The 7238-nt window shown below is 63.3% G+C and carries 5 protein-coding genes; all 5 read left to right on the top strand.

Annotated elements, in window-relative coordinates; all coding sequences use genetic code 11:
* A partial coding sequence (locus tag ACRESD_RS24630) for a winged helix-turn-helix domain-containing protein (RefSeq protein WP_431753294.1) occupies nucleotides 1–141 on the top strand: 141 nt, incomplete at its 5' end.
* A gap of 83 nt (nucleotides 142–224) precedes the next feature.
* Nucleotides 225–1601, top strand: coding sequence for an efflux transporter outer membrane subunit (locus ACRESD_RS24625; RefSeq protein ID WP_431753292.1), 1377 nt, complete (start codon nucleotides 225–227; stop codon nucleotides 1599–1601).
* On the top strand, nucleotides 1598–2761 hold the full coding sequence (locus ACRESD_RS24620) for an efflux RND transporter periplasmic adaptor subunit (RefSeq protein ID WP_431753291.1): 1164 nt from the start codon (nucleotides 1598–1600) through the stop codon (nucleotides 2759–2761). The genes ACRESD_RS24625 and ACRESD_RS24620 overlap by 4 nt, the downstream gene beginning before the upstream one ends.
* Entirely contained in the window at nucleotides 2758–5835 is a 3078-nt protein-coding gene (locus ACRESD_RS24615; RefSeq protein ID WP_431753290.1) for an efflux RND transporter permease subunit, read from the top strand. The genes ACRESD_RS24620 and ACRESD_RS24615 overlap by 4 nt, the downstream gene beginning before the upstream one ends.
* A 26-nt stretch (nucleotides 5836–5861) precedes the next feature.
* Nucleotides 5862–7133 (top strand): sensor histidine kinase, encoded by a 1272-nt coding sequence (locus ACRESD_RS24610; protein WP_431753293.1) that lies wholly within the window; start codon nucleotides 5862–5864, stop codon nucleotides 7131–7133.
* Nucleotides 7134–7238: the final 105 nt, after the last annotated feature.

The following is a 7238-nucleotide window of genomic DNA, read 5'->3' as shown; positions in this document are numbered from 1 at the left end:
GCCTGGGACTATGATTTCGACCCCAACGACAACGTGATCGACAAACACATCCATCGCTTGCGACGCAAATTGGATGAAGGCTTCGAGTACTCGCTGATCAAGACCATTCCGGGCGCCGGCTACAGCTTCCAGGCTTCCTAAACAAAAGTTTATCTACCGACGAACGCCCTGGCAGGCACCTCTCGCTATCTTCGCCGCATTCTTTAGCGGGGGATCGCGTGCCCATGTCAGTTGCAAGAAATTCTTTTTGGCTCGTCGGCCTGCTATTGCTTGGCGGCTGTTCGATGGTGCCCGCGTATCAAACGCCCAGCTTGCCCCTGGCGTCTCAATGGGACGCGGGCAAGTCGGCCGCGGCGCAGGGCGGCAGTTGGTGGCGGGAGTTCCACAGCGCTGAACTGGAGCAACTGATTACCCGTGGCCTGGCCGGCAATTACACGCTCCAGGCCGCTGCCAGCCGCATCGATCAGGCCCGCGCCTCGGCTCAGGTGGCGGGTGCCGCGCAGTACCCGGCGCTCAACCTGGGCGGTAATTACCAGCGCCAGAACAACTACGGCACCACAGCCAAGCGCAGTGTGTTTGCCGAAGCCTCCTATGAAGTGGACTTCTGGGGCAAACAGCGCGCAGCGGCGGACTCGGCCGACGCACTGGCCAAGGCCACGGTGTTCGACGCCGCCACCTTGCGCATGACCCTGAGTGCGAGCATCGCCGACAGTTACTTCCAAGTGCTGTCCCTGCAAGAGCGCCTGCGCCTGGCCCAGTCCATCGCCGACGACGCGCGCCAAGTGCTCGACCTGGTGGAAGTGCAGGCCAGCCAGGGCGCCGTGTCCAACCTGGAGGTGGCCCAACAGCGCAACGCCATGCAAACCTTCGAGGCCGCCATGCCGCCGCTGCGCCAGCAACGCGATCAGGCGCTGTATCAACTGGCGGTGCTGGTGGGGGCACCGCCTGAGGGTTTCCATCTGCAAGGTGAGGGGCTCAAGGGCCTGCAAGTGCCGCAGCCGGCCACGGGCCTGCCGATTGGCCTGTTGCGTCAGCGCCCGGACATTCAGGCCGCCGAAGCGCGTCTGGTGTCGGCCAACTTCGACGTGGGTGTGGCGCGCGCAGCGTTTCTGCCCAACCTGTCCCTGGACCTGCTGGGCGGCATCGACACCCTGGCCGGCGGGCAAATCTGGAGCGCCATCGGCACCCTCAGCCAGCCGTTGTTCCAGGGTGGCCAGCTCAAGGGCCAACTGCATTTCGATCAAGCCCATGTGCAGGAACTGACCGCCAGCTACCGTGAGTCGATCATCGAGGCCTTACAAGACGTCGAGACCCAACTGAGCGCCGCTCGCGAGCTGGACAAGAGCTACACGCTCAACCAGGCCGCCGTCGATTCGGCCCGCGAAGCCGCGCGCCTGGCCCAGGTGCGTTATCGCCTGGGCTCTACCGACTTCCAGACGCTGTTGATCGTCGAACGCACCCAATACCAGGCCGAAGACAGTCTGCTCCAGGTGCGCCTGCAACATCTGCAGGCCGCCGTCGGTTTGTTTCGCGCCTTGGGCGGGGATTTTTCCGCCGCCCGCACAGTTTCCCAATCTCTTGTACAGGTGACTCAGCCATGAGTGTCTTGAATTCCCGCCATCGTCTGGTTCTGGGCGTCCTGATTGTGCTGTCACTGGCCGCCGTGGCCGGTGGTGTCCAATGGATTCGCCGTGCCCAGGCCGCACCGTTGCCGGTGGAGGCGAGCGCCGTGCCAGTGCGTCTGTCACCGGTCAGCCGCCAGGACCTGCCGATCTGGATCAGCGCCATCGGCAACGTGCAGGCGCTCAACAGCGTGAATGTGCGGGTGCGGGTCGATGGTGAAGTGCAAAAGATTCTGTTCAACGAGGGCCAGATGGTGACGGCGGGCAGCTTGCTCGCGGTGATCGACCCACGGGTGTATCAGGCGCAAGTCGCCCAGGCCCAGGCGCTGGTGGCCAAGGATCAGGCGCAACTGGCCAACCTGCGGGTCAACCTCGACCGTGCAAGCAAACTGGCCGCCGCCAAGGCCGGGCCGACCCAGGACGTGGACACCTTCCGTGCCCAACTCGCCGCGCAACAGGCGACGGTGCAGGCCGATCAGGCGGCGTTGGACAGCGCACGCCTGCAATTGGAGTTCACCCAAGTCAAGGCGCCGTTCACTGGACGTACCGGCCAGCGCCTGCTGGACGTCGGCGCCATTGCCCACGGTGCCGAGGCCACGGGGCTGGTGACGATCACCCAGATGAACCCGATTTCGGTGGCGTTTGCCGTGTCCCAGGATGACTTGGCGCAGATTCTTGAAGAGAACGCCAAAGGCGCGTTGCAAGTGGTGGCGATGACCCGCGACGGTCGCCAGGCCATTGCCGAAGGGCGTTTGAGTTTTATCGACAGTCAGGTCGCGGCTGCCAGCGGCCAGGTGCAACTCAAGGCACAATTCGACAACGCCGCCGGCAAGCTGTGGCCGGGTGAACTGGTCAGTGCACGCTTGCTGGTGCAAACCCACCAGGACGTCACCGTGGTGCCCGCCGAGGCCGTGCAGTTCGGTCGCCAAGGCAATTTTGTGTACGTGGTGGGCGACGATCAGCGTGTGCAGCCCCGCCCAGTCGACGCCGGCACTGTGGTCGACGGCAAACAGTGGATTCGCCAAGGCTTGAGCGCCGGTGAAACCGTGGTGGTACAGGGCCAATCCCGTATCGCGCCAGGCGTCAAGGTGATGCCGGCCAACACCGACAATGCTGCGCTGGCGGAGGCCAAACCATGAAAGGCCTCGCCGGTTTGATTCAACGCCGCGTCGGCCTCAGCCTGTTGGCGGTGGGCGTGATGCTGCTGGGCGCGTTTGCCTACTTCCAACTGCCGGTGGCGCCGTTGCCGACCGTGGATTTTCCGACGATTCAGGTCACTGCCAAACTCTCCGGTGCCAGTGCCGAGACCATGGCCTCCTCGGTAGCAACGCCGCTGGAGCGGGCTTTTGCCGCGGTGCCGCAAGTCACTTCGATGACGTCCTCCAGCGCGGCCGGCAAGACCCAGATCGTCCTGCAGTTCGACCTTAACCGCGACATCGACGGCGCCGCCCAGGACGTACAGACCGCGATCAACACGGCCACGCCGAACCTGCCGAAAACCATGTCCAGCGCGCCGACCTTCAACAAGGTCAACCCGGCCGAAGGCACCGTGTTGTCCCTGGCGGTGACATCGCCCACGCGCACTTTGCCGGAGTTGGATCGCTACGCCGACAACTACATTGCCCAGCGCCTGTCGCAAATGCCGGGCGTGGGCCTGGTGGACTTCCACGGCGAGCAGAAGCCTGCCGTGCGCGTGCAGATCGACCCCGACGCCTTGGCCGCCCGTGGCCTGACGCTGGAAGATGTGCGCAGCGTGATTGGCGTCAGCACCCTCGACCAGCCCAAAGGCAGCCTCGATGGGCCGAGCCGCTCTGTCACCCTCGGCGCCACCGACCAGATGCTCGACCCGCAGCATTACCGTGATCAGGTCATCGCCTACAAAAACGGCATGCCGATCAAGCTGGGCGACCTCGGCCGGGTGATCGCCGGGGCAGAAGACACCCAGCAAGCCGCGCAACTGGGGCGTGAACCCACGGTGATCGTGGATATTCACAAGCAGCCGGGCTTCAACCTGCTGTCGACCATCGCCACGCTCAAGGCCAAGCTGCCGGAGCTCACCGCTTCGTTGCCACGCGATGTGCAGGTGCAGGTGGTCGGCGACCGTACGCAAACCATCGAAGCCTCGGTCAACGACATGCAATTCACTTTGCTGCTGTCTATCGCGCTGGTGGTGGTAGTGATCTTTATCTTCCTGCGCAAGGCCACGGCCACCCTGATTCCCAGCTTGACCATCCCGCTGTCCCTGGTGGCGACGTTTGGCGTGATGTACCTGTTGGGCTACAGCCTCGATAACCTGTCGATCATGGGCCTGGCGATCGCCGTGGGCTTTGTGGTGGACGACGCCATCGTGGTCATGGAAAACATCGTGCGCCACCTGGAGATGGGCAAGTCACGCTTGCAGTCGGCGGTGGATGGCTTGCGCGAAGTGGCGTTCACCATTGTGTCGATGACGGTGTCGTTGATTGCGGTGTTCCTGCCGATCCTGCTGATGTCGGGGATCGTCGGGCGTTTGATGCGTGAGTTTGCGGTGACGGTCAGCGTGGCAATCATCATGTCGTGCATCGTCTCGCTGACCATCACACCGATGCTCTGCGCCTGGCTGCTCAAACCCCATGCCGAGCAAGCAGAAGGGCGCTTCGCCCAGGCCTGCGAGCGGGCGTTCACACGCTTGCACGATGGCTACCGGCGCAGCCTGGATTGGGTGCTCGACCACCAGCGCATTACGTTGGCGGTGGCGATTGCCACCCTGGCGGCCACGGCGGTGCTGTATGTGGGCATTCCCAAGGGCTTCTTCCCGCAGCAGGACAACGGCTTGATCCAGGGGGTGGCGGAAGCCGCGCCGGACATCTCGCCGCTGGCCATGCGTGCCCAGGTCAACCGCGCCGCCGAAGTCATCGGCCAGGACCCGGCGGTGGCACGGGTGTACTTCTGGATCGGCCCCAACCCGACCGTGAGCCAGGGCAAGGTGATGATCAACCTCAAGCCTTTCAGCGAGCGCACCGCCAGTGCCGCTGAAGTGATCCGGCGCCTGCAACCGGCGCTGGATCGCCTGGATGGGGTGAAGGTGTTCATGCAGGCCAACCAGGACATCCAGATCGGTGGCCGCGCCAGCAAGACCCAATACCAATACACCTTGCAAGACCCGGACAGCGTCGAGCTGGACCATTGGAGCGGCGTGCTGATGGCCAAGCTCAAGACCTTGCCGCAGTTGCAGCACGTGACCTCGGACCAACAGCAGGCCATCGCGCAATCGACCCTGGTCATTGACCGCCCGACCGCAGCGCGCCTGGGCGTGACGGTGCAGGCGATTGACGATGTGCTGTACGACGCGTTCGGTCAGCGTCAAGTCGCGACGATGTTTACCCAGCTGGACCAGAACCATGTGATTCTCGAACTCGACCCGAGTTGGCAAACCTCCACCGCCACCCTGGAACACCTGTTTGTGCGCGCCAGTTCCGGCGCACTGGTGCCGCTCAACTTGCTGGCGAACGTGCAGACTGAGCAGGTGCCGATCATCATCAACCACCAGGGCGTGTTCCCGGCGATCACCTTGTCTTTCGACTTGGCGCCCGGCCAGGCCTTGAGCAACGCGGTGGATGCGATCAACCAGGCGAGCCTGGCGGTGGCGATGCCCGACACGGTGGTCGGCAGTTTCCAAGGTACCGCCCAGGCCTTCCAGGATTCACTGAAGTCGCAGCCGTGGCTGATTCTGGCGGCGATCCTCACGGTGTACATCGTGCTCGGTGTGCTTTACGAGAATGCGATCCACCCGCTGACGATCATCTCGACCTTACCGTCCGCCGGGTTCGGCGCGTTGCTGGCGCTGATGCTGTGCGGCCAGGACTTGTCGGTGCTGGGTATGATCGGCATCATCCTGCTGATCGGCATCGTGAAGAAAAACGCGATCATGATCGTCGACTTCACCTTGCAGGCCCAGCAGCAGGGGTTGTCGCCCCGCGAGGCGGTGCGCGAAGGCTGTCTGCTGCGCTTGCGGCCGATCCTGATGACCTCGTTGGCGGCGTTGTTGGGGGCGGTGCCGCTGGCGTTCGGGCATGGGGCCGGCTCTGAATTGCGTCAGCCGCTGGGTATTGCGATTGTCGGCGGGTTGGCGGTTTCGCAGATTCTTACGCTTTACACTACGCCTGTAGTCTATCTTTGGTTCGAACGTCGGCGTCGCAAGGCACTGCCCGACGCCTCTGGTATTGCAGTTTGAACGCGGCAGTGGAACCTCGTATGGGCATGGATTTCAGGCAAAGCCTGACGAAACGGATCGTGATTGTGTTCGCGCTGATGAGCGCGTTTGTGGCGGGCGTCTTCGCCGCAGGCATTGTGGCGACCGTGCATGTGGTGGAGTACAAGCTCACCAGTGCCGACCTGGGCGGCGGCTTGAACCGTCTGTTGCGCCAGGACGACGCGGCCACGTGGAGCCATCGCCCCGAAAAAGACGAACTGTTTTTTGCCCAGGGCGAATCGGGCGATATGGCCCTCGACCCGGCGCTGGCCACCCTGGCACCGGGGTTCCAGGAAATCGAGTATCAGGGGCAGTCTTACTACGCGGTTGCCCAGGTGGTAGACGGTCGCCAATACGTGCTGCTGCGTAACCAGGAAAGCTTCGAGCAACGCGAGCGTGTGCTGTTCGCCGCGGTGGCGGTGGGGTTTGTGCTGAGTATTCTGCTGGCGGTCCTGCTGGGCCGCTTGTTGGCGCGTCGAGTCATGGCGCCGGTGATCCGCCTGGCGCGGCAGGTGCGCCATCGTGACCAATTACTGGACATGGCACCGCCCCTGCACCCGGACTACGCGGTGGATGAAGTGGGGGAACTGGCCTTGTCCTTCGATAAGACGCTGGGTCGACTGCGAGATGCGTTGAGCCGGGAAAAACTCTTCACCAGTGACGTCAGCCACGAATTGCGTACGCCGCTGATGGTATTGGCCAGTTCCTGTGAGTTATTGCTCAGTGATCCGTCCCTGGATCAGCGCTCGGCGGCGCAGGTCGGCCGTATTGCCCGGGCCAGCGATGAAATGCGCCAGTTGGTGGACACCTTCCTCATGCTGGCGCGGGCTGCGGATGCCCGAGGGAACGGCGTGCAGGCCAGCTTGAAAGAAGTGGCGGATGGTTTGGTGGAGATCTGGGGGCGGCTGATTCGCGAAAAAGGCCTGGAGTTTGTCTATGACAGCGAGCATGCCTCTTCGCAGCCGTACAACCTGACGTTCCTGCAATCGGTCATGGGCAACCTGCTGCGCAACGCCTGGCATTACACCGATCACGGGTTTATTCGCCTGACCCTGAGTGAGCACGGCTTCAGCGTGGAAGACAGTGGCATCGGCATACCCGACGACAAGCGCGAGGCGATGTTCCAGCCGTTCGTGCGGGGTGAGCAAAGCCGTGGCGAAGGGCTTGGACTGGGCTTGTCGCTGGTGCAGCGGATTTGCGGCATTCAGCAATGGCGGGTCGAGCTGACGGCCAGGGAGCCGAATGGCTGTTGTTTTTCGGTGGACCTGGCGGCTCACTGATATTTAACGGATGCAGCGTGACCCAAAAGTGGGAGCGGGCTTGCCCTTAAGCTGTGGGGTGTCGAACGCAGCCTCTGTAGTGAGCGGGCTTGCCCCGCGCTGGGC

The sequence above is a fragment of the Pseudomonas sp. genome, assembly GCF_050739995.1.
Classification (GTDB): Bacteria; Pseudomonadota; Gammaproteobacteria; order Pseudomonadales; family Pseudomonadaceae; genus Aquipseudomonas.
The sequence above is the reverse complement of the archived record's forward strand: the minus strand, read 5'-3'. Positions and strand labels throughout refer to the sequence as shown.